The 21,085-nt window shown below is 63.4% G+C and carries 20 protein-coding genes; 19 read left to right on the top strand and 1 reads right to left on the bottom strand.

All coding sequences use genetic code 11. From position 1 onward, the window contains the following. The first annotated feature begins 37 nt into the window (after positions 1 to 37). From rplT to J3T95_RS03170, 10 genes are all read left to right on the top strand, one after another. On the top strand, positions 38 to 421 hold the full coding sequence (rplT, locus tag J3T95_RS03215) for a 50S ribosomal protein L20 (RefSeq protein WP_015021618.1): 384 nt from the start codon (positions 38 to 40) through the stop codon (positions 419 to 421). Between the two features lie 329 nt (positions 422 to 750). Beyond that, positions 751 to 1,215 carry a hypothetical protein gene (locus J3T95_RS03210; RefSeq protein ID WP_267450360.1) on the top strand — a complete coding sequence of 155 codons (465 nt, stop codon included), beginning with the start codon at positions 751 to 753 and terminating at the stop codon, positions 1,213 to 1,215. A gap of 50 nt (positions 1,216 to 1,265) precedes the next feature. Further along, positions 1,266 to 2,195 (top strand): site-specific tyrosine recombinase XerD, encoded by a 930-nt coding sequence (gene xerD / locus J3T95_RS03205; protein WP_267450359.1) that lies wholly within the window; start codon positions 1,266 to 1,268, stop codon positions 2,193 to 2,195. Between the two features lie 44 nt (positions 2,196 to 2,239). Continuing rightward, positions 2,240 to 3,079, top strand: a complete 840-nt coding sequence (locus tag J3T95_RS03200) for a ParA family protein (protein ID WP_015021621.1) — start codon at positions 2,240 to 2,242, stop codon at positions 3,077 to 3,079. Further along, positions 3,076 to 3,879, top strand: a complete 804-nt coding sequence (locus J3T95_RS03195; protein ID WP_220237119.1) for a segregation and condensation protein A — start codon at positions 3,076 to 3,078, stop codon at positions 3,877 to 3,879. Before J3T95_RS03200 ends, J3T95_RS03195 begins: the two co-directional genes overlap by 4 nt. Further along, complete coding sequence (gene scpB / locus J3T95_RS03190; RefSeq protein ID WP_267400184.1) at positions 3,876 to 4,538, top strand: SMC-Scp complex subunit ScpB; 663 nt, start codon at positions 3,876 to 3,878, stop codon at positions 4,536 to 4,538. The genes J3T95_RS03195 and scpB overlap by 4 nt, the downstream gene beginning before the upstream one ends. Positions 4,539 to 4,651: 113 nt before the next feature. Continuing rightward, positions 4,652 to 6,571, top strand: a complete 1,920-nt coding sequence (gene typA / locus J3T95_RS03185) for a translational GTPase TypA (RefSeq protein WP_220237385.1) — start codon at positions 4,652 to 4,654, stop codon at positions 6,569 to 6,571. Positions 6,572 to 6,642: 71 nt separating this feature from the next. Beyond that, positions 6,643 to 7,107, top strand: coding sequence for an alcohol dehydrogenase (locus J3T95_RS03180; RefSeq protein ID WP_267450358.1), 465 nt, complete (start codon positions 6,643 to 6,645; stop codon positions 7,105 to 7,107). Further along, the gene (locus J3T95_RS03175) at positions 7,104 to 8,090 is read left to right on the top strand and encodes a prephenate dehydratase domain-containing protein (RefSeq protein WP_267450357.1); all 987 of its coding nucleotides are present in this window, start codon (positions 7,104 to 7,106) and stop codon (positions 8,088 to 8,090) included. The genes J3T95_RS03180 and J3T95_RS03175 overlap by 4 nt, the downstream gene beginning before the upstream one ends. 41 nt (positions 8,091 to 8,131) lie before the next feature. After that, positions 8,132 to 9,169 carry a prephenate dehydrogenase gene (locus J3T95_RS03170; protein ID WP_267450583.1) on the top strand — a complete coding sequence of 346 codons (1,038 nt, stop codon included), beginning with the start codon at positions 8,132 to 8,134 and terminating at the stop codon, positions 9,167 to 9,169. Here the strand turns inward: J3T95_RS03170 and J3T95_RS03165 are convergent. Then, positions 9,159 to 9,431 carry a DUF6725 family protein gene (locus J3T95_RS03165; protein ID WP_220237123.1) on the bottom strand — a complete coding sequence of 91 codons (273 nt, stop codon included), beginning with the start codon at positions 9,429 to 9,431 and terminating at the stop codon, positions 9,159 to 9,161. The genes J3T95_RS03170 and J3T95_RS03165 overlap by 11 nt on opposite strands. A gap of 104 nt (positions 9,432 to 9,535) precedes the next feature. Here J3T95_RS03165 and J3T95_RS03160 point away from each other — a divergent pair, with 104 nt between their 5' ends. The 9 genes from J3T95_RS03160 to J3T95_RS03120 all read left to right on the top strand — a co-directional run bounded on the left by J3T95_RS03160 (position 9,536) and on the right by J3T95_RS03120 (position 21,085). Further along, on the top strand, positions 9,536 to 10,468 hold the full coding sequence (locus tag J3T95_RS03160) for a tyrosine recombinase XerC (protein WP_220237124.1): 933 nt from the start codon (positions 9,536 to 9,538) through the stop codon (positions 10,466 to 10,468). A 168-nt stretch (positions 10,469 to 10,636) separates the two neighbouring features. Next, positions 10,637 to 12,313, top strand: a complete 1,677-nt coding sequence (locus J3T95_RS03155) for a peptide ABC transporter substrate-binding protein (protein ID WP_220237125.1) — start codon at positions 10,637 to 10,639, stop codon at positions 12,311 to 12,313. Between the two features lie 129 nt (positions 12,314 to 12,442). Continuing rightward, entirely contained in the window at positions 12,443 to 14,104 is a 1,662-nt protein-coding gene (locus J3T95_RS03150) for a peptide ABC transporter substrate-binding protein (protein WP_267450356.1), read from the top strand. Between the two features lie 190 nt (positions 14,105 to 14,294). Then, entirely contained in the window at positions 14,295 to 15,221 is a 927-nt protein-coding gene (locus J3T95_RS03145; protein WP_220237127.1) for an ABC transporter permease, read from the top strand. A 31-nt stretch (positions 15,222 to 15,252) separates the two neighbouring features. After that, on the top strand, positions 15,253 to 16,242 hold the full coding sequence (locus J3T95_RS03140) for an ABC transporter permease (RefSeq protein WP_220237387.1): 990 nt from the start codon (positions 15,253 to 15,255) through the stop codon (positions 16,240 to 16,242). A gap of 10 nt (positions 16,243 to 16,252) precedes the next feature. Then, the gene (locus J3T95_RS03135) at positions 16,253 to 18,250 is read left to right on the top strand and encodes a dipeptide ABC transporter ATP-binding protein (protein ID WP_267450355.1); all 1,998 of its coding nucleotides are present in this window, start codon (positions 16,253 to 16,255) and stop codon (positions 18,248 to 18,250) included. 37 nt (positions 18,251 to 18,287) lie between these two features. Further along, positions 18,288 to 19,115, top strand: a complete 828-nt coding sequence (locus J3T95_RS03130) for a DUF3710 domain-containing protein (RefSeq protein WP_220237129.1) — start codon at positions 18,288 to 18,290, stop codon at positions 19,113 to 19,115. A gap of 4 nt (positions 19,116 to 19,119) precedes the next feature. Beyond that, entirely contained in the window at positions 19,120 to 19,806 is a 687-nt protein-coding gene (locus tag J3T95_RS03125) for a DUF3159 domain-containing protein (RefSeq protein ID WP_220237130.1), read from the top strand. Further along, positions 19,799 to 21,085 (top strand): class I SAM-dependent RNA methyltransferase, encoded by a 1,287-nt coding sequence (locus J3T95_RS03120; protein ID WP_267450582.1) that lies wholly within the window; start codon positions 19,799 to 19,801, stop codon positions 21,083 to 21,085. The genes J3T95_RS03125 and J3T95_RS03120 overlap by 8 nt, the downstream gene beginning before the upstream one ends.

The following is a 21,085-nucleotide window of genomic DNA, read 5'->3' as shown; positions in this document are numbered from 1 at the left end:
CGCGTCGAGTGAGATTTTAGAAAGCTGAGGAATATCTATGGCACGAGTCAAGCGGGCAGTCAACGCGCATAAGAAGCGTCGGGTCGTTCTGGAGCGGGCGTCAGGCTACCGTGGCCAGCGCTCCCGTCTCTACCGCAAGGCCAAGGAGCAGCTGCTTCATTCATATACATACAACTTCCGGGACCGCAAGGCCCGCAAGGGCGACTTCCGCAAGCTGTGGATCCAGCGCATCAACGCCGGATGCCGCGCCCAGGGAATCACCTACAACCGCTTCATCCAGGGTCTGCGTCTGGCCGGTATCGAGTTGGATCGCCGCGCCCTGGCCGATCTGGTCGTCAACGACATCGACACTTTCAACGCCATCGTGGCTGAGGCCAAGAAGGCCTTGCCTGCCGATGTGAACGCTCCGGTCGCTGCCTGATCGGACCTGGCCGCCACGTTTCAAGAACCTCGCCTTTCGCGGGGTTCTTTGCATATTCGGCCATTCCTCAGGGGGACGGTAAGTTGATTGGCGACAATGATGCCGGGAGCCGCCATGAACGATAACCACAGCCTAGACGCATCGGCCGTCTCGGCAGAATCTCCAGAATCAGCAGGCGCCGCGATCAATCAGTCACGGCCCGTCCCTCGGCTGCGGGTCTTTCTCTAGGCGGTGGAGTTCTTCTCTGACATGGCTGCCAGGCCGCCCAACCGGGGGCCTCCCGCCTGCTGGCTCCTTACTCCCCGTCCTCCCAGATCGTATGGACCATCATGATCACTTGGCTCTGGGCGCCTTGGGGGGGGCACTGGGCCGACAGGAATCCTGATCCGGACAGGCCCTACCTGTGCATTATGGCCGCGGCCATCTGGACTGCCCTGATCATCCTGATTTCGGGACTGCTGATCGTGACCGTCTCCACCAACCTCCTTGTCCCGGCGGTCACCCGTCAGCGCTACGACCTCATCATGGTCGATGCCTATCAGGACATCGCCATACCCTTCCAGATGAGCTCCACCGAGTTCTTCACCATGGTCAGTAACCACCTGAATCCGGGCCGGGTCATGCCGGGTCATGATGGTCAAAATGAACTTGACCGATACCATCACCAGGGAGGCCGGCCCCTACCGACGGTTCCTTTGGCAAGAGGGATCCAGAGGCTGGTTCGGGGGTCCCTTGAACGGTCCGATTGGGTCTTGAGCGCGTTGGGAGCATGGAAAAAGGAAACGGGGCATTAGAATATGGCCAAAGAACAGCGCTGATGAAGAGAACCGGAGGGTAAGCGGGAGTGGACGGTGATCATCAGGAGGGGCTGACAGCCCTGTTGGATCAGTTCCTGGCCTACACCGGTCTGGAACGGGGTCTTGCCCCGGCCACGGTCAAGGCCTATCGGTCCGATCTGAACATGTACATCCGCTGGTTGTCTGGTAGGGGCATCACCAGCCTGGGGCAGATCCAAACCGCCGATGTGGAGGGCTTTCTGGCCCATCTGGCCGACGAGAGTCCAGCCAGCCGCTCACGCAGGATGGCTGCCGTCCATGAGTGGCACCGGTTCGCCCTCAAACAGGGTGTGACCGACCAGGATGTCTCCCGCACCGTCAAGGCTCCCAAGGGCACCTCGGCCCTGCCGGACGTGCTGGATGTGGATCAGGTGACCCGGCTGCTTGATGTGGCCGCCATGGGCGGGTCCAAGGATCCGGTGGTCCTGCGGGACAAGGCCCTGCTGGAATTCATGTACGCCACCGGTTGCCGGGTCTCGGAGGCCGTCGGCACCGACCTGGAGGACATGGACTTGGGCGAGCGGGTGGTTCGTCTGACCGGCAAGGGCGACAAGCAGCGTCTGGTGCCCATGGGTTCCTACGCCTGCCAGGCCATGCAGGCCTATCTGAATCTGGGTCGGGCCACCCTGTGCAGTCGGGCCACCAAGGGCAGGGAGCTGCGGGCCGTCTTCCTCAACAAGCGGGGCAAGCGGCTGACCAGGCAGACGGTCTGGCAGGTGGTCAGGGATGCCGGCCGCCGGGCGGGTCTGAGCAGGCCCCTGCATCCCCACACGCTGAGGCACTCCTTCGCCACCCATCTGCTGGAGGGAGGCGCTGATGTGCGTTCAGTCCAGGAGCTGCTGGGCCATGCCTCGGTGACCACGACGCAGATATACACACACGTCAGCCCCCAGGCCTTGATGGAGACCTACCAGACGGCCCATCCTCGCGCCCGCTGACCCGCCAACCCGCGAATGCGGTCGGAACTTGATAGGGTAGAGGCATGCCTACGGATTTGTTAGGGCGCGAGTATGAGACGTTCGCTGCCCCGGAGCCTTTGAAACAGCACGGCCCGGCCCGTGTCCTCGCCATGTGCAACCAGAAGGGCGGCGTGGGCAAGACGACCTCATCGATCAACATCGCCGGGGCCATGTGCCAGTATGGGCGACGGGTGCTGATCGTGGACTTCGACCCCCAGGGCGCGGCCACCGTGGGTCTGGGTATCAATGCCAACAGCGTGGACAACACCATTTACACCGCCATGTTCGACACCTCCCTGGATGTTCACGAGGTGGTCCGGCACACCCGTTTTGACGGTCTGGACATCATTCCGGCCAACATCGATCTGTCGGCCGCTGAGATTCAGCTGGTCACCGAGGTCGGCCGGGAACAGGCCCTGGCGGCCACCATCCGTCCCCTGCGGCAGGAGTATGACGCCATCATCATCGACTGCCAGCCCTCGCTCGGTCTGTTGACTGTCAACGCGTTGACCGCTGCGGACGGTGTCATCATTCCCGTGGCGGCCGAGTTCTTCGCCCTGCGCGGCGTGGCTCTGCTCATGCAGTCCATTGAGAAGGTCCGCAGCCGCATCAACCCTGACCTGCAAATCTACGGGGTGCTGGTCACCATGTACACCAAGACCCTGCATTCTGATGAGGTGCTTCAGCGCATTTACGAGGCCTTCAAGGGCAAGGTGCTGCACTCCATCATCAGCCGGTCCATCAAGCTGCCCGACGCTACGGTGGCCGGCGAGCCCATCACCATGTTTGCCCCCGAGCACAAGACCGCCAAGGAGTATCGGGAGGTCGCCCGGGAACTGATCGCCCGTGGCATCGTGGCGTGAGCGGATCAGCGGACGGCTTCGCCGTCGACCTGGATGTCTACCAGGGACCCTTCGACCTGCTGCTGGGTATGCTGGCCAACCGAAAGCTCACCCTGACGGAGGTCTCCCTGGCCTCCATCACCGGGGAGTTTCTGGACTATGTGCGCACCCTGGACTTCAGTCAGGGACTAGACCAGGCGAGCGCCTTCCTGGATGTGGCCTCGGTGTTAGTGGAGGCCAAGAGCGCTGCCCTCTTGCCTGTGGAGGACGAGTCCATGCGCGACCAGGCCTCGATGGATGCACTTCGGGAGCGTGATCTGCTCTTCGCCAGGCTGCTGCAGTACCGGGCCTTCAAACAGGCGGGGCAGGACTTTCGAGCCAGGCTGGCCGCCAACTCGGGCCGCTACCCGCATCCTGGCCATCTGGAGCCTCAGCTGGCCCATCTGCTGCCTGATCTCGTCTGGACCCTGAAACCAGAGGATCTGGCGCTGCTCTGCGCCAATGCCCTGGTCAACGCTCCGGCCCCAGAGGTTCGTCTGGACCAGCTGCACGTGCCCCTGGTCGACCTGAACAAGGAGGCCGACCAGGTTCGCCAGGCCCTGCTGGAACAGCCTGGTCAGCCGGTGGCCTTCGCCGATCTGGTCGCCTCCTCCAAGGGTCGGGCGCAGGTGGTGGCACGATTCCTGGCCGTGCTGATCTTCTTCAGGCAGGAGCTGATCCAGTATCGCCAGGATGGCCCCTACCAGCCGCTCTACCTGCGCTGGATAGGACAGACCCAGGAGCCGGAAACGGCCTTGATCAGTGAGGGGGACTTCGCATGAGCCAAACCTCGGCTCCCGATACCCGTCCCGAATATGTGGACTTCGACGTGCAGGACTTTCCCGGCGGACTGGCCGCCTGTCTGGAGGCCATCTTGGTGGCCACGGACCGACCGCTGACTGCAGAGGACTTCTCCCGGGTGCTGGCCGTGGATCCTGACCCGGTCAATGCCGCCCTGGAATCGTTGGCTGAATCCTATAGCGACCGAGGATTTGAACTGCGTCGGACCGCCCGGGGCTGGCAGCTGACCAGCCGGGCCGCCTACCAGCCCGTGGTGGCGGCCTTCGTCAAGGACGGCCAGACGGCACGCCTCTCCCAGGCGTCCTTGGAGGCCCTGGCCATCGTGGCCTACCGCCAGCCCATGACCCGTGCTCAGGTGGGCCAGATCCGCGGGGTCAACTCCGACGGGGTCATCCGGGCCCTGCTGGTGCGCGGCCTGGTTCGTGAGGAGGGTCTGGACGAGCAGACCCATGCCGCCCTGCTGGTCACCACCGACCTCTTTCTTGAGCGGATGGGCCTGCAATCCTTGGAGGATCTGCCCTCCCTGGCTCCATTCCTGCCCGACGAGGACTCGGCCCTGGCCCAGGCTCGCCAGGAGCTGTCCGGCCAGCTCCAGTCCCCGGATCCGGCACATGGCTCGACCCAGGGCGAGGAGCAGTGAACGCCTGTCACACAAGGCGGTTACACTTGTCTCTGTTTGTCCAGTTCCGGGACCACGCCAGCCGGCAGACAGGCCGGCAGGGCATGGATAGCATTCACGAGAATGAGGTTTTGATGGCGGTACGCGGCGATATACGAAATGTGGCGATTGTGGCACACGTTGACCACGGCAAGACCACCCTGGTCAACGCCATGCTGCAGCAGTCGCACGTCTTCTCCGAGCGGGAGGAGGTGCCCGACCGGGTCATGGACTCCAACGATCTGGAGAGGGAGAAGGGCATCACCATCCTGGCCAAGAACACCGCCGTCAAGTACACAGGCCCCCTGGCAGCCAAGCTGGGCCAGCCCGACGGCATCACCATCAACGTGGTGGACACCCCCGGCCACGCCGACTTCGGCGGCGAGGTGGAGCGCGGCATCTCCATGGTCGACGGGGTGGTCCTGCTGGTGGATGCTTCCGAGGGGCCCCTGCCCCAGACCCGCTTCGTCCTGCGCAAGGCCTTGGAGGCCAAGCTGCCCGTCATTCTGGTCATCAACAAGACCGACCGGCCCGATGCCCGCATCTCCGAGGTGGTCTCCGAGTCCACCGACCTGCTCTTGGGCCTGGCCCAGGACGTGAGCGAAGAGGGAGTGGATCTGGACCTGGATTCCCTCCTGGACCTGCCGGTCATCTACTGTGCAGCCAAGGCCGGCAAGGCCTCTTTGAACCAGCCTGCCGACGGTGCTGTGCCCGACAACGACGATCTGGAGCCACTCTTTGAGGCCATCCTGAACAACATCCCAGCCCCGGAGTATGAGAAGGGCGCGCCCCTGCAGGCCCATGTGACCAACATCGACGCCTCCGACTACCTGGGACGTCTGGGCCTGGTGCGCATCTACAACGGCACCCTGACCAAGGGCCGCCAGTACGGCCTGTCGCGCGTGGACGGGTCCATCGAGAACTTCAAGCTGACCGAAATCCTGCGCACCAAGGGCCTGCAGCGCTTCCCGGTGGAGGAGGCCGGCCCCGGAGACATCGTGGCTGTGGCCGGCGTGGAGGACATCATGATCGGTGAGACCATCGTCGATCAGGACGACCCCCGCCCCCTGCCTCTGATCCACGTGGACGACCCGGCCGTCTCCATGACCTTCGGCACCAACGATTCGCCCTTGGCCGGCACCGAGGGCAAGGACCATAAGCTGACCGCCCGCATGCTCAAGGACCGCTTGGACCGCGAGCTGATCGGCAACGTCTCCATCAAGGTGCTGCCCACTGACCGGCCCGACGCCTGGGAGGTCCAGGGCCGTGGCGAGCTGGCCCTGGCCATCCTGGCCGAGCAGATGCGCCGCGAGGGCTACGAGTTGACCGTGGGACGTCCCCAAGTGGTCACCAAGACCGTGGACGGCAAGCTTCAGGAGCCTATGGAATCCGACACCATCGACGTGCCCGAGGAGTACATGGGCGCGGTCACCCAGCTTATGGCCGATCGCAAGGGCCGCATGGAGACCATGACCAACCATGGCTCCGGCTGGGTCAGGATGCAGTTCACTGTGCCCTCCCGTGGCCTGCTGGGCTTCCGCACCGCCCTGCTTACCGCCACTCGCGGCACCGGCATCTCCTCGTCCATCTCCGCCGGCTACGCCCCCTGGGCGGGTGACATCAAGACCCGTCAGAACGGATCCATGGTCTCTGACCGCTCCGGTAAGGCCAGCCCCTACGCCATGCAGAAGCTCCAGGCCCGCGGCGAGTTCTTCGTCAAGCCCCAGTCGCCTGTCTACGAGGGACAGATCGTGGGCATCAACAACAAGCCCGGCGACCTGGACATCAACATCACCCTGGAGAAGCACATGACCAACATGCGTTCCTCCACCGCCGACGTGTTGGAGACCCTGACACCGCCCATCGACATGAGCCTGGAGGAGTCCCTGGACTTTGCCAACGATGATGAGTGCGTGGAGGTGACTCCCGAGTCCATCCGTGTGCGCAAGATCATCCTGGACAGGGATGCCTGGTACAAGTGGAACGCCCGCCAGCGCAGGGCCAACAAGAAGTAAGCCTTCTCTCACTATCAGATCAGTGCGACCCGGCCGACCCACGGTGACCGGGTCGGACTAGTCTTGAACCCATGAACTCTCAGGTTTCCAAATCCAAGGAACAGGCCGCCTCCCATTCGGCGGGGGAGTCCGGCAAGGCAAATCCCTTCCGTTGCCTGCTGGGCCTGCCCATCGGCTTGGCGGTGGGCGTGCTGGGGACCCTGGTCCAGCGTTCCGGGGCCGCCCAGGGTCTGCCCTGGGGTATGGTCCTGGCCTATCTGCTGGTGGCCCTGGCTGCCTGGTGGGTTCGATGCGACAGCGGCACCATGGGTCTGGCCCTGCATCTGGTGGCCTCGACGGTCGCGGTCTGGCTGCTTTCCATGCGGGGACCGGGCGGTGATGTGCTCATGCCCTATGCCAGCTTTCCCGCCTTCTTTGCAAAGTATGCGGTCTTCCTTTGGATGGGCGGGCTGGTCCTGATTCAGACCCTGGCCATCTGCCTGCCTGCCTCTTGGTTCGCTGACGGCCCCCTGCGCTGTAAGTGGCGATCGACATGAGCCAGATTCTGCCAGAATCACCGGCGACCCTGCCCGATTGCATTCCTCTGCACTTCCTGGGTCCCGAGGGGACCTTCACCCATCAGGCCGCCCTTGAGGCCGCCAGCCTCATGGAGACAAGGCTGGGCTGCCAAGCAGATCTGAGGCCCTGCACGGATGCGGCTGCCATCGTGGCCGCCGTGGAGGGGAGCCGAGGTTGGGGAGTACTGGCCTGGGAGAACAACGTGGAGGGCCATGTGGTGCCCAATATGGACGCCCTGATTGATGCTCAAGCGGTGGCAGGATTCGGCATGGTTCGCCTGCCCATCGTTTTCGATGCCTTCGTTCGGTCCGACCACGGCCATCTGCGCCAGGTCGGCGCCCACCCCCACGGACTGGCCCAGTGCAAGGGCTTCGTCAAAGAGACCGGCCTGAATCCGGTGACAGCCAACTCCAATGCTGCGGCCTGCCGTGATCTGGGCCCCGATCAGGTGGCTCTGGGGCCGCGCATCTGCGGGAGCCTCTACGGGCTGGAGACCTACCGGCGAGAGGTTCAGGACTATCAGGGGGCCCGCACCGACTTTCTTATGCTGGCACCCCGGGATCAGGCCGCAGGGTTGGCACGACGCCTGGCATCAGGCGGGGATTTCGAGTCCATCGTCACCTTTATTCCCCTGAATACCGGGCCGGGCGTGCTGGCCAACCTGCTGGACCGTCTGCGGGATGCAGGCCTGAACATGACATCATTCATGTCCCGGCCCATCAAGGGGCACGACGGGACCTACAGCTTCGTAGCCAGCATCGACGCCGCACCATGGCAGAAGGGTCTGCATCAGGTGCTGGCCGACCTGCTGGAAAGGGGGGACTGGCTCAAGACCCTGGCGGTCCATCCGAGCACCCCGCATCCGGCGCCCCCCATCCGTGAATGGATGCTGCCCAGGGCGGGGGCCTTCCGGGGTGAGGGCCCCGGTTCCGAGACGATCAGCAAGGAGTTGTTATGGTAGATGAATCCGCGCCCTTCCAACATATGCACCCAATAGCGGGCATGGCCGCTTCGCCGGTGCTGACCTCGGCCCACAAGATTGCCGTGGCGGGATTGGGCCTGATCGGTGGATCACTGGCCCGCCGCCTGGCTGCCCGGGGTCGGTTCGTGATCGCATGGAACCATAACGACCGTCCCTATGAGCAGGCCCGCAGCCAGGGGATCCATTGCATGGATACCCTGGAGGAGCTGGCCAAGGGCAAGCCCGACGTCCTGGTCCTAGCCACTCCCTTGCGGGCCATGCCAGACGTGCTTCAGGCACTGGCTCCGGTGCTGACCCGTGGCACCACCCTGACCGACGTGGGCAGCGTCAAGGGTCCGGTCCGCAGGCAGGTCGAACAGGCCGGTCTGGCCGATCGTTATGTAGGCGCCCATCCCATGGCGGGCAGCGAGGGCTCCGGCTATGAGGATTCGGACCCGGCCCTCTTGGAAGATGCTCTCTGGGCCCTCTGCGTCGATGAACAGACGGATTACAGCCGCTTCCTGACTGTGGCCGACATGGTCACCCAGGGGCTGGGCAACCGACTGATCGCCCTGGACGATGCCACCCATGACCGGGCTGCGGCACTGATCTCGCACATGCCCCATGTGGTGGCCACTGCCCTGGCCGACATGCTCGCGCAATCGTCTGACCGCCGTGTGGCCTCGGCCCTGGCGGCCGGATCCTGGCGGGACATGACCCGTGTGGCCCTGACCGACCCGGAACGGACCCGGGCCATGGTGGAAGAGAACGCCGACCAGGTGGCGGACCTTCTGGATGCCCTTGTCGAGAATCTGCAGGGCATGGCCTCTCTCTTGCGCGATCAGGAGCCGGAGGCCGATGAAAAGCGTAGGGAATTCTTCCTCCGGGCCGATCCCTTCCGGCGCTACAAGACTGCCTTGGGCGACCAGGAGCAGATGCCCACGACTGATTTGGAACTGGATCCGCAGGAGGGCGACTGGCGGCAGGATCTGCTGGATTCGGCCCTGCGTGGCGAGCAGGTCTCGGCCTTCCTGACCACCAGCAGGGCCCGGGTGCTGCACCCGCCGGTCATCGACTGAGATCCGGAGGGTCCGGGCGGGGTGAGCGGCGTTCCGGAACCGGCTTCAGCGCCACCATGTCTGCTGCCTGAAGGGTCACGCGCTCCCCGGGACGCGACCCATTGGCCGCCGGATCCCTGTCCAGGATCAGCCGATGCCCGTCCCAGTCGACCACGTGGCCCACGTAGTCACGGAACTTGAGCCTTCCGTCTTCCGGGTCCGACCCCAAGGAAATCCTGACCACCAGCCGTGCTCCGGCCGGTATGGCTGCTGGCAAACGCATGGCCTTCCACCTCCTTCATCAGTATCGCTTGCGGCTGCGACGAGGGTGAGAGCGCCTAGACTGTATTGCAGATACCGCACAGCCGAGCAAAGGGAGCGCCCATAGTGGAACAGGATCTGCAGGACTTCGCCGACTATCTTTCCCGGGTGGCAGGCAAGAGTCCCAATACGGTCCGCTCCTACCGGGCTGACTTGGCGGGCTTTCTGCACCTGATGCATCTGCGCGGCATCGATGACCCCTCGCAGATTGATCTGGCCGCCATCAGGTCCTGGCTGGCCCACGAGGCATCGACCCACGCCCGTTCGACCATGGCCCGGAAAACGGCCGCACTGAGGTCCTTCTTCGGCTGGCTGAGTCGGCACGGCCGCATCAAGACCGACCCCACCCTGGCCCTGAGCAGTCCCAAGCAGTCCGAGCATCTTCCTCGGATCCTGACGCATGACCAGGCCCGCACCCTGATGGATACGGTCGACCAGGATCCGGTCGAGCCCCGGGTGGACGAGACAGTTCAGGCGGCCCTGCATGTGCGGGATGCGGCCATGCTGGAGCTGTTGTACGCCACGGGCATGCGCGTTGCCGAGCTCTGCGGATTGGACCTGGGTGACGTGAACCGGCACAGCCGCACTGTAAAGGTCCTGGGCAAGGGTTCCAAGGAGCGGGTCCTGCCCTACGGCCTGCCCGCCGATCGTGCCCTGGACCGCTGGCTGGGGGAGGGGCGGCCGATCCTGGCGTGTGCAACGGCCAAATCGGCCCGCAAGGCAGGTCAGGCCCTCTTCCTGGGTCAGTTTGGCGGCAGGGTTGGTCAGCGGCAGGTCCGCAAGGTGGTCCACCAAGCGGCTGGCCAAGCCGGAGTGCCCGACATCGCCCCCCATGCTCTGCGGCACTCGGCCGCCACGCATATGCTGGATGGGGGAGCCGACCTGCGTGAGGTTCAGGAGATGCTGGGCCACTCCTCCCTGCGAACCACCCAGCGCTACACTCACGTATCCATCGAGCAGCTGCGCGCACGGTACAGGCAGGCTTTTCCACGGGCCTGAGATTCGGCAAATGAGATGGGACTTGCTCTACGAAACATCCGCGTACCAGAATATGGCGTATTGTGGCTTTAACGTCGGTCAGGGATCTTTGAGGTTCGGTCATCCTGGTGTCCTTGGTTGCAGACGTGACGCTAACGATCAACAAATATATAAACAAGGGGAGCAGCAATGAAGAAGGGTTCACAGCTTACGCTCGTGTCCGCAGCCATCTGTGCCTTGGCGCTTTTGGCCAGCGGCTGCGGCGGTGGCGGCGGCACCAGCACTGAGGGTGCCGAGCAGTCGTCCAGCAGCCAGTCAGGCAACAATACCGTCGTTTCGATCCATGGGTGTGAGCCGGCTAAGCCGCTCATTCCCAGCAATACTGTGGAGAGCTGCGGCGGGCAGGTGGTGGATGCCATCAACGCCAAGCTGGTCCGTTTCGACAACCACGGCAAGGCCCACAATGATCTGGCCTCGGAGATCAAGGGCAACGACGACATGGATCAGTACAAGGTCACTCTGGTCGATGGGCGCAAGTTCTCGGACGGCACCCCCATTACAGCCAAGTCCTTCACCAAGGCATGGTCCTGGGCAGCCAATGTGAACAATGGCCAGCTGGGATCTAGCTTCTTCGCCAACATCAAGGGCTATGACGATCTGCAGAAAGAGGGCGCGCCTGCTGACGCCCAGCTGTCAGGTCTGAAAGTCGTGGATGACAAGACCTTCACCGTGGATTTGAGCTCACCCTCCTCCACCTTCCCCATCCAGGTGGGATACACCTCCTTCGCGCCGCTGCCTGAGTCCTTCTACAAGGACACCAAGGCCTACGGGGAGAACCCGGTAAGCTCGGGTCCTTACAAGTTCGATTCCTGGCAGCACAACACAATGGTCAAGCTTCGCAAGAACGCCTCCTACACGGGTGATGTCAAGATTCAGAACGGCGGTATCGACTATAAGGTCTATACGGATGTCGCCTCGGCCTACGCCGATGTGCAAGCTGGCAACCTGGACGCGATTGATACCATCCCCACCTCGGCCCAGAAGACCTTCATGAAAGACAGTCTGGTCAAGGGCTACAACGAGCCCGGCTCCGTCCTGCAGATGTTCACCATTCCTACCACCATGGAGCACTTCGGCCAGGATCAGGAGGGCCACCTGCGTCGCCAGGCCATCTCCATGGCTCTGGATCGTAAGATGCTGATCGACAAGGTTCTGGGCGGCCTGGGCGTGCAGCCTACCGACTTCACGGCACCCACCATCCCTGGCTATGCCAAGAACCTCAAGGGTTCCGATAACTTGAAGTACGATGCCAGGAAGGCCAAGGATGCTTGGGCCAAGGCCGACGCCATCAGCCAGTGGCCGGCCGACAAGAGCTTCCAGCTGGTCTACAACGCCGACGGCGGTGCCAAGGACTTCTATGACGGCATGGCCAACTCCATCAAGAACACACTGGGGATCAAGGCCGAGGCCACCCCTGTGCCCACCTTCAGCGAGTTCCGAGGCAACGTCAACAAGCGCGCCTACAAGGATGCGGCCTTCCGGTCGGCTTGGTCGCCCGACTATCCCTCTCCTGAAAGCTACCTGATGAGCAACTTCGCCAGCTCGGCAGCGGACGGCAACGGGTCCAACGACGGCGATTACAAGAACCCCAAGTTCGACGATCTGCTGAAGCAGGCTGCCAAGGCCAAGAACACCGACGAAGCCAACAAGCTTTTCCAACAGGCAGAGGAGATTCTTCTGCAGGACATGCCCGCGGTGCCGCTCTACTATGCCAACAACAAGGGCGCGTCAGCCAAGAATGTGCAAGGATTGACACTGTGCTGGAACAGCTACCCGAACCTTGCGGAGTTGTCAAAGAAACAGTGATGATCGTGCCGGAAACGGCATAATCCGTTGTCGCTGGCCCGGCCGGATCCGCACCAAAGCGGACCCGCGCCCGGGTCTTATGTACTGGCGGCGGATTTGGGAAACCAACCAAAGGAAAGAGCAGTATATATGAAGAAGCAATCGGCCCTGACCATTGCTGGCGCCGGACTGTGCGTCATGGCGCTCACGCTGGGTGCCTGCGGCGGATCCGGCGGATCCGGCTCCTCTGCCGAGGGGACCAATGGCGGCAGCTCGGATGCCGTCATCTCGGTCTTCAACCCGGAGCCGGCCAATCCACTCATTCCCAGCATGACCAACGAGGTGGGCGGCGGCAACCCCATCGACGTCATGTTCTCCAAACTGGTCCGCTTCGATGACAAGGGCAAGCCAGCCAACGAGATCGCCAAGCAGATCAAGGCCAACGAGGACAACACCCAGTACACCGTGACCATCAACGACGGTTGGAAGTTCTCGGATGGCACCCCGGTCACCGCACAGTCCTTCACCAAGGCCTGGTCCTGGGCGTCCAGCATCGCCAACAAGCAGCTGGGCTCCAGCTTTTTCGCCAACATCAAGGGGTATGACGACCTGCAGAAGGAGGGCACCCCAAGCGATGCCCAGCTGTCAGGCCTCAAGGTCATCGATGACAAAACCTTCACCGTGGATCTGACCTCGCCCTCCTCCACCTTCCCCATCCAAGTGGGCTACACCGCCTTCGCCCCGCTGCCTGAGTCCTTCTACAAGGACACCAAGGCCTCCGGAGAGAAGCCAGTGACCGTGGGACCTTACAAGTTCCAGTCCTGGGAGCATAACAAGTCCATAAAGCTGGTCAAGGATCCTTCCTACAAGGGCGGCATCAAGGTCAAGAACGGCGGCGTTGAGTTCCGCGCCTACACTGATGCCACGGCAGCCTACCGCGACGTGCAGGCTGGCAATCTGGACGTGCTGGACACTCTGCCTGCCTCGGCTCGCAAGACCTTCCAGACCGACAACACGGTCCAGGCCATCAACGACCCAGGTTCGGTCATCCAGATGTTCACCATCCCCACCTACATGAAGCACTTCGGCCAGGATGAGGAGGGCCACCTGCGTCGTCAGGCCATCTCCATGTCCATCGACCGGCCAACCATCATCAAGAAGGTGCTGTCCGGAACCGCCAAGGAGGTCCACGACTTCACTGCCCCCGTTATCCCCGGTTATTCAACCAGCATCAAGGGATCCGACGTGCTCAAGTACAACCCCTCCAAGGCCAAGGAGCTCTGGGCCGAGGCCAACAAGATCTCTCCCTGGGGCGAGGGCGACACCTTCAAGATCGCCTACAACGCCGACGGTGCCCACAAGGAGATCTACGACGCCGTCACCAACTCCATCAAGAACGCCCTGGGCATCCAGGCTGCGGGCAACCCTCTGCCCACCTTCAGCGAGTTCCGCTCCAACGTGCAGAACCGCAAGTTCACCGACTCGGCCTTCCGCTCCGGCTGGCAGCCTGATTACCCCTCTCCCGAGAGCTATCTGTCCAGCAACTTCGCCAGCTCGGCAGCCAACGGCAACGGGTCCAACGACGGCGATTACAAGAACCCCGAGTTCGACGAACTGATGGACAAGGCGGCCTCCGCCAAGAACATCGACGAGGCCAACAAGATCTACCAGCAGTCCGAGGAGCTGCTCTTCCACGACCTGCCCGCAGTCCCGCTCTACTACCAGAACTCCAACGGCGTGGCCGCCAAGAACATCAAGGGATTCTCCTTCAATTGGAAGGGCGTCCCCGCATACTACAACATCAGCAAGTGAGGTGAGGGGAGCCTGAATCCCACACCCCAAAACTGACACCGCCCGGGCCGGCGCGGGAGGATCCACTCCCCGTCGGCCTTGGTGTTCTTGCGCCCCTGTTGAGGTGTGCTGGTAGACTCAAACAAGAATTTTTGCGGCGACCCCGATCCCCATGCCGATCCCGGTCGCGGATGACAAAGGAGAATAGCCGATGGGAAAATATCTTCTGCGACGTATTCTGCAGATGATCCCCGTCGTTCTCGGCACGACACTGCTGATATACGCGCTGGTCTTCGCGCTTCCTGGCGACCCTGTGGCCGCCATGTTCGGGGACAAGCCGGTCAACCAGGCCGTTGCCGCACAGATACGTTCGGAATACAATCTCGACAAGCCCTTCATCGTGCAGTACGTGCTCTTCCTGAAGAACGCACTGACCCTGAACTTCGGTAACACTTTCGCCGGCCAGCCCGTGATCAGCGTGATCGGCAGGGCCTTCCCCGTGACCATCAAGCTGGCCCTGATGGCCTTCGTCTTCGAGGGCGTCTTCGGTGTGATCTTCGGCATCATCGGCGGCCTGACCAAGGGCAAGTGGTCGGACAACATCATCCTGGTCTTTTCCCTGCTGCTGATCTCGGTGCCTACTTTCGTCACGGGCTTCATCCTGCAGTACCTGTTCGGCGTCAAATGGCATCTGTTGCCGGCCACCGCCGGGGCCAATCCGGGCTTCATTGATCTGCTCATGCCGGCCATCGTGCTGGGATCGGTGTCCATGGCTTCCATCATCCGTCTGACCAGGACGGAGATCACCTCCAACATTTCCGAGGACTACGTGCGCACGGCCCGGGCCAAGGGCATGAGCAACCGGTCCGTTATCGTGCGGCATGTGCTGCGCAATTCGCTGATTCCCGTGATCACCTACCTGGGCGCCGATATCGGCGGACTGATGGGCGGGGCCATGATCACCGAGCGCATCTTCAACATTCAGGGTGTGGGCAACACCCTTTACCAGGCCATCCTGAGGGGCGAAGGCACCCTGGTGGTCTCCATCGTGACCATTCTGGTCCTGATCTTCGTCATCACCAGCCTCCTGGTCGACCTGCTCTACGCAGTGCTCGATCCGCGAATCCGGTATGCGTGAGGGAGAGGGACCGACTATGAGTGAAACAGCTATGAACGAGTCAAGCGAACAGAACGAAAGCCAGGCCCGCGTATACTTCCCCGACCCCTTGCCGGGGCAGGAGCGGTTCGTGGCCCCCATCGACGAGACGCCCCTGCGCGAAGTGGACTCGGTGGATGAGGACGTGCCGCCTACCAGCATGTGGGCCGACGCTTGGAAGACCCTGAGGCGCAACCCGCTCTTCATCATCTCTGCAATCCTGGCGATCGTGGTCATCCTGGTGGCCCTCTTCCCCAACCTCTTCGCCAAGCAGGACCCCATGGCCTGCAACCTGTCCAATTCCGTGGAGCCAGGCCGGCCGGGACACCCCTTCGGCTTCGACCTGCAGGGCTGTGACGTATACAGCCGCGTCATCCACGGGGCCCGGACTTCGGTGGCCATCGGCATCATGACCACCATCCTGGTCACCGTCTTCGGCGGACTCATCGGGGCAATCGCCGGATTCTTCGGGGGTTGGGTTGACGCAGTGCTCAGCCGCATCACCGACATCTTCTTCGCCATTCCCATGATTCTGGGCGCCATCGTGCTCCTGCAGATGTTCCGTACCTCCACCTCACTGTGGAAGATCATCCTGACCCTGACCCTCTTCGGCTGGGTCAACATGGCACGTATCACCCGAAGCGCCGTCCTGGAAGCCAAGAACCTGGAGTTCAACACCGCATCCACGGCCCTGGGCTCCACGCCTCTGCGCAACCTCTTCCGGCATATCCTGCCCAACTCACTGGCTCCGGTCATCGTCATGGCCACCATGTCGCTGGGCACCTACATCGTCTCTGAGGCCACTCTGAGCTTCCTGGGCATCGGCCTGCCCTCCACAGTGGTCTCCTGGGGCGGAGACATCTCGACGGCCCAGAGTCTTCTGACCACCAATCCCTCGGTCCTCTTCTATCCCTCCGCAGCCCTGGCCATCACCGTGCTGGCCTTCATCATGATGGGTGACGCGGTCAAGGATGCGTTGGATCCCAAGAGCAGAACGGCCTGAGTGAGGAAGCATGACTGAAGCAGACAAGAATACGACCGCCAATCAGGAGAATCAGCCCCTGCTCGATGTGCGGGACCTGCAGGTGGACTTCACCGCTGATGGGCGCACCGTCCACGCAGTTCGCAACGCCTCCTTCAACGTATACCCCGGCCAGTGGGTAGCCATCGTGGGGGAGTCCGGCTCGGGCAAGTCCACCTCGGCCATGGCTGTGCTGGGCCTTCTGCCCGGCACCGGCAAGGTGGCCGGCGGCAGCATCCGGCTCAATGGCCGCGAGCTGGTGGGCCTGGACCGCAAGGACTACGAGGCGCTGCGCGGCTCCCAGATGGGCCTGGTCCCGCAGGACCCCATGAGCAATCTGAACCCGGTCTGGCGCATCGGCTCCCAGGTCAAGGAGGCGCTGACCGCCAACCACATGGACGTCTCCCGGGAGAAGCGCTCCCGGCTGGCAAAGGCCCTGGCTGGCGACGAGGCGGTGAAGGTAAAGAAGTCTGACGACGAGCTCTTCATCTCATCCAAGGACCTGCCCAGTCTGCTCGATGCTGCCCGTCAGGCCCTGAGCGATGCCGGGGTTGCCGACGTAGACAAGACCATGGAGGCCATGAAGACCGAGTGGGATGTGGGCTCAGAGACCCGCTGGGGCGTGGCCAAGTCCCTGATCGATGCCGGTGTGGATGACGACAAGGCCTGGACGCTGGCCAAGGAGCACGTGACCGGCTCGGACATGAACGACCGCATCGCCGGTCTGCTGTCGGAGGCCGGACTGCCCGATGCCGCCACCAGGGCCCGGCAGTATCCGCATGAGTTCTCAGGCGGCATGCGCCAGCGCGCCCTGATCGCCATCGGCCTGGCCTCCCGTCCCGACCTGCTGATTGCGGACGAACCCACGAGCGCCCTGGATGTGACCGTCCAGAAGCGAATTCTGGACCACCTGCGCAGCCTGACCGAATCCTTGGGCACTGCCGTGCTCTTCATCACCCACGACCTGGGTCTGGCGGCCGAACGCGCCCAGCACATCGTGGTCATGTACCGGGGCCAGGTGGTGGAGTCTGGTCCCAGCCTGGAGGTCCTGCAGCACCCCCAGCACCCCTACACCAAGCGCCTGGTTCAGGCCGCGCCCTCGCTGGCTTCCCAGCGCATCATCTCCGCCAAGCAGCGCGGCCAGGATGCCGAGGGCCTGCTGGAGCACCATGTCAAGGGTGAGAGCACCCTGGAGCGCAGCGAGCACGTCATCACCGTGGAACACCTGACCCGCGAGTTCAGGCTGCCCCGGCGCAAAGAAATGTTCAAGGCTGTAGACGACGTCTCCTTCTCGGTCAAGCGAGGGACCACCCTGGCCATTGTGGGGGAGTCCGGCTCCGGCAAGTCCACAGTGGCCAACATGGTTCTGCACCTGCTCAGGCCCACCTCGGGCCGGGTGACCTACGAGGGACAGGACATCGCCGACTTCGGCGGCCGTCAGCTCATGGAATTCCGGCGGCACGTGCAGCCGGTCTTCCAGAACCCATACGGCTCCCTGGACCCGATGTACTCCATTTACCGTTCCATTGAGGAGCCCCTGCGCATCCACAAGATCGGCAACGCCAAGTCCCGGCAGAGACGGGTCAAGGAGCTGTTGGACATGGTGGAGATGCCCGAGTCGGTCATGGGTCGCTACCCCAACGAGCTTTCCGGCGGTCAGCGTCAACGCATCGCCATCGCCCGGGCCATGGCCTTGAATCCGGATGTGATCATCTGCGACGAGGCCGTTTCCGCCCTGGACGTGCTGGTTCAGGATCAGGTGTTGCGGCTGCTCAACGACCTGCAGGCTGAGCAAGGTCTGAGTTACCTGTTCATCACCCACGATCTGGCAGTGGTCAGGCAGATCGCCGACGAGGTGGTGGTCATGCAGCACGGCCGGCTGGTGGAGCACGCCACCACCGACGAGGTGTTCGACCACCCGCAGCGCCAGTACACCAAGGATCTGCTGGACGCCATCCCCGGCGGCAAGCTGCGCCTGGGGCTTGACTAGTTATCCTTTGCACAGACTCACGAGGAAATGAGGCATCATGGGATTGTTCGGTTTCGGAAAGAAACACGCCAAGCGGCAGGCCGAGGAGGACGTCGAGGATCAGAAGGACCAGTCCAAGGAGCTCGACGAGTCCGAGGATGCTGAGGAATCCGACCAGATGTCTGCGGCGGAGACGGTTGCGGAGCGGGACGAAGCCGAGCAGAGCGGGAAGGGTCCTTGGGACAGCATGGATCCCGAGGCCCCCGACACCGATGAGTACTTGGACATCGGCGCCCTGCTGCTGCCCTTCCTGCAGGGCAGCGAGCTGAGGCTCAAGGCCAACTCGCAGACCGGCGACGTGCTGGGAGCCACCATCACCTACAAGTCCTCCAGTCTGGAGCTGGAGCCCTTTGCGGCCCCCAAGTCCCTGGGCCTGTGGGACGAGGTCCGGTCCGACCTGCTCCAGGCCAATCCCTCCTGCAAGGAGGTGGACGGCGTTTTCGGCAAGGAGCTGACCCTGCCCGTCAAGGTCAAGGGCAAGAACCTGCTGACCCGGGTGGTGGGCATCGACGGACCCCGCTGGATGCTGCGAGGCATTTTCTCAGGCCCGGCGGCCAAAGGTGGCAGGGAGAAGGATGTCCTTGACGGCTACCTGGCCGACCTGGTGGTGGTCCGTGGCGACGAGCCCCTGGCCCCACGTGACCTGGTTCCCATGCATGCGCCCATCACGCCCAATCAGCGCCGAGGAGAAGCCGAAGACCCTGAGTCCAAGGACAATGAGGGTGCGCAGATCCCCGACAAGCCGAAGGGCCCCTTCGACTCGGACCAGCAGACCGAGGTGAAGACCACACTGTCGCGCGGACCCATGTTCTCGGAGGTCCGGTAAGGCTGTGAAGCAGAAGCATTCCGGGCTGGCAGCGCTGGTCGACGACGATTTCTCCGTCATGGAGGCCATCGGCGGATGGCGGGGGATCGTCGAGTCCCTGCTGCCGGGGCTGGTATTTCTGGTTTTCTTCCTGGTGACCGGCCGTCTGGGGCTGACCGTGGCGCTTTCGGCGGCCCTGGCTTTGGTGCAGCTCCTGATTCGTCTGTTCCAGCGGCAGTCCTTTCTGGGTGCGCTGACCGGTCTGCTCTCGGTGGGCATCTGCCTGGTGGCCGCATGGCTGACCCGGGATGCCCGCAACTATTACCTGCCAGGATTCCTGACCAACGGATTCTGGATCATCGTTCTTGGGGCCTCGCTGCTGGCAGGGATGCCCGGGATTGGCCTGGTGGTGGAGTACGTGCGCCGACCCGTCGTCTCAGGCTGGAGACAATGGCTGGCATCCTGGCGAAGTGAACCGGAACTGGTACGGGCCTATAATCAGGCCACTCTGGTCTGGATCGCCGTCTTCGCCCTACGCCTGCTGGTCCAGGTGCCGCTCTACCTGGCCGGCTCCGTCGGGTTGCTGGGCGCCGCACGGCTGATTCTGGGCCTGCCTTTGTTTGCCCTGGGCATCTGGATCAGCTGGCTGCTGATTGGCGGCCCCTACCATCGTCGCCATGCCGATCAGGAGGCCCATGCCGATCATGACTGAGACCAGGGTTCGTCTGCGCATCGAACGCTATGCCGACCAGGGCCGTTGCGTGAGCCACCTGGAGGACGGCCGGGTGGTCTTCGTCCGCTTTGCCCTGCCTGGGGAGCTGGTGGATGTCCTCTTGGACGAGCCTCATGGCCGGGCCGGCAGGTTCGCCACAGGCGAGGTCACTCAGGTGCTGGAAGCCAGCCCCGACCGCCGTGATCCCGTCTGGCCCCTGGCTGGGCCCTTGGCCTGGGGAGGAGGCCTGGGCGGGGCCGATCTGATTCACGTCAGCCTGCCCGGTCAGTTGACCTGGAAGTCTGATCTGATTGGCCAGCAGATGGCCCGCTTGGGCGGTGTGGACGCCCAGGTGTCAGTGGTCCGGGTTCCGGGCGATAAAGAGCTCGGCGGTCTGCACTGGAGGACCCGGATCGAGCTGGTGGCCGACGACCAGGGCCGACCCTCCATGCGTCGGCGGGGATCGCATGACCGTCTGCCGATTCAGACCATGCCCCTGGCCACCCAGGAACTGCTGGATGTGGCTGACGAACTGGGCATCTGGGAAGGCGACCTGCCGGCGGGAGCCCGCATACGCCTGGCTGTGCCCCAGCCGCGCGACGGGGGACCGGTCGGCGACAACTACGCCCTGCTGGTGGATGGCCGCCTGAACGAGGGGAGCCGCCTGCTGACAGAGCGGCTGGAGGCCGGAGCAGGACCTGAGTACCAGGTCCGGGCTGACGGATTCTGGCAAGTCCACCGCCAGGCACCGGTCGTGCTGACCAAGGCGGTCATGGGCCAGGCCAGGCAGGCCCTGGATGGGGTAGCCGAACCGGTCATCTGGGATCTTTACTGCGGATCAGGGCTCTTCACCCTGCCCCTGGCCGCTCTGGCCGACGGACGGGCCCGGCTTCTGGCCGTGGAAGGTTCCGCCGGAGCTATTGCCTGTGCGAAAAACAACGTAAAGCGGACCGGATTGAACCGAGTGGTCCTGCGTCGTGGGGACGTGGCCAGGGTCCTGGCTGGCGGTCCGCCCAAGGGGCTGGGGCATCCCGACCTGATCCTGCTGGATCCGCCCAGGGCCGGCGCCAAGGCTCAAGTCTGCCAGCTGCTGGCTGCCAGCGGGGCTGGGACCATTATCTATGTGGCCTGCGATCCGACCAGCCTGGCCAGGGATACGGCCACCCTGATCTCCCTGGGTTACAGCCCAGAGCATCTTGAGGCCTTTGACATCTACCCGATGACCCACCATGTGGAGACCATGGCGATCTTCACCCGCACGGCGGGAAGGCGGCGCTGA

The sequence above is a fragment of the Bifidobacterium sp. B4079 genome (assembly GCF_026537385.1).
In the GTDB taxonomy this organism is placed as follows: Bacteria; Actinomycetota; Actinomycetes; order Actinomycetales; family Bifidobacteriaceae; genus Bombiscardovia; species Bombiscardovia asteroides_I.
This window is presented reverse-complemented; position numbering and strand designations above follow the sequence as displayed.

Coding starts and splice junctions, on each gene's coding strand:
- rplT (WP_015021618.1), top strand. CDS start 38: ATGGCACGAGTCAAGCGGGCAGTCAACGCGCATAAGAAGCGTCGGGTC.
- J3T95_RS03210 (WP_267450360.1), top strand. CDS start 751: ATGATCACTTGGCTCTGGGCGCCTTGGGGGGGGCACTGGGCCGACAGG.
- J3T95_RS03200 (WP_015021621.1), top strand. CDS start 2,240: ATGCCTACGGATTTGTTAGGGCGCGAGTATGAGACGTTCGCTGCCCCG.
- scpB (WP_267400184.1), top strand. CDS start 3,876: ATGAGCCAAACCTCGGCTCCCGATACCCGTCCCGAATATGTGGACTTC.
- typA (WP_220237385.1), top strand. CDS start 4,652: ATGGCGGTACGCGGCGATATACGAAATGTGGCGATTGTGGCACACGTT.
- J3T95_RS03180 (WP_267450358.1), top strand. CDS start 6,643: ATGAACTCTCAGGTTTCCAAATCCAAGGAACAGGCCGCCTCCCATTCG.
- J3T95_RS03175 (WP_267450357.1), top strand. CDS start 7,104: ATGAGCCAGATTCTGCCAGAATCACCGGCGACCCTGCCCGATTGCATT.
- J3T95_RS03170 (WP_267450583.1), top strand. CDS start 8,132: ATGGCCGCTTCGCCGGTGCTGACCTCGGCCCACAAGATTGCCGTGGCG.
- J3T95_RS03165 (WP_220237123.1), bottom strand. CDS start 9,431: ATGCGTTTGCCAGCAGCCATACCGGCCGGAGCACGGCTGGTGGTCAGG.
- J3T95_RS03155 (WP_220237125.1), top strand. CDS start 10,637: ATGAAGAAGGGTTCACAGCTTACGCTCGTGTCCGCAGCCATCTGTGCC.
- J3T95_RS03150 (WP_267450356.1), top strand. CDS start 12,443: ATGAAGAAGCAATCGGCCCTGACCATTGCTGGCGCCGGACTGTGCGTC.
- J3T95_RS03145 (WP_220237127.1), top strand. CDS start 14,295: ATGGGAAAATATCTTCTGCGACGTATTCTGCAGATGATCCCCGTCGTT.
- J3T95_RS03140 (WP_220237387.1), top strand. CDS start 15,253: ATGAACGAGTCAAGCGAACAGAACGAAAGCCAGGCCCGCGTATACTTC.
- J3T95_RS03135 (WP_267450355.1), top strand. CDS start 16,253: ATGACTGAAGCAGACAAGAATACGACCGCCAATCAGGAGAATCAGCCC.
- J3T95_RS03130 (WP_220237129.1), top strand. CDS start 18,288: ATGGGATTGTTCGGTTTCGGAAAGAAACACGCCAAGCGGCAGGCCGAG.
- J3T95_RS03120 (WP_267450582.1), top strand. CDS start 19,799: ATGACTGAGACCAGGGTTCGTCTGCGCATCGAACGCTATGCCGACCAG.